Raw genomic sequence first — 241 nt, forward strand, 5'->3', positions numbered from 1 at the left:
GCAGGTAAAGAAAATATTGATTCAATTTTTAATTTCAATGATAAATTAAAATCTGAGTTGAAAAAGGACTTCTTAAATCTTACTGTTGTTGTAGAAGGTAGACTTTATAAGATAAATGAAAGTGTTGAAGTTAAGCTTGAAAAAAGTTTTGAAGATACTAAAAAGACATTTAGTAATTTTATGCAAATTTTATTAAGTCTTGATGAATCACAAAAAAAGATGGAATTTTTATCTAATAATG

At 23.2% G+C, this 241-nt stretch carries 1 pseudogene; it reads left to right on the forward strand.

The features are described 5' to 3' along the window. A pseudogene (locus VJI77_RS07715) lies at positions 1-241 on the forward strand (DNA recombination protein RmuC); the annotation flags it as partial.

Origin of the sequence: Parvimonas sp. D2 (assembly GCF_035282635.1) — a bacterium.
GTDB lineage: Bacteria > Bacillota > Clostridia > Tissierellales > Peptoniphilaceae > Parvimonas.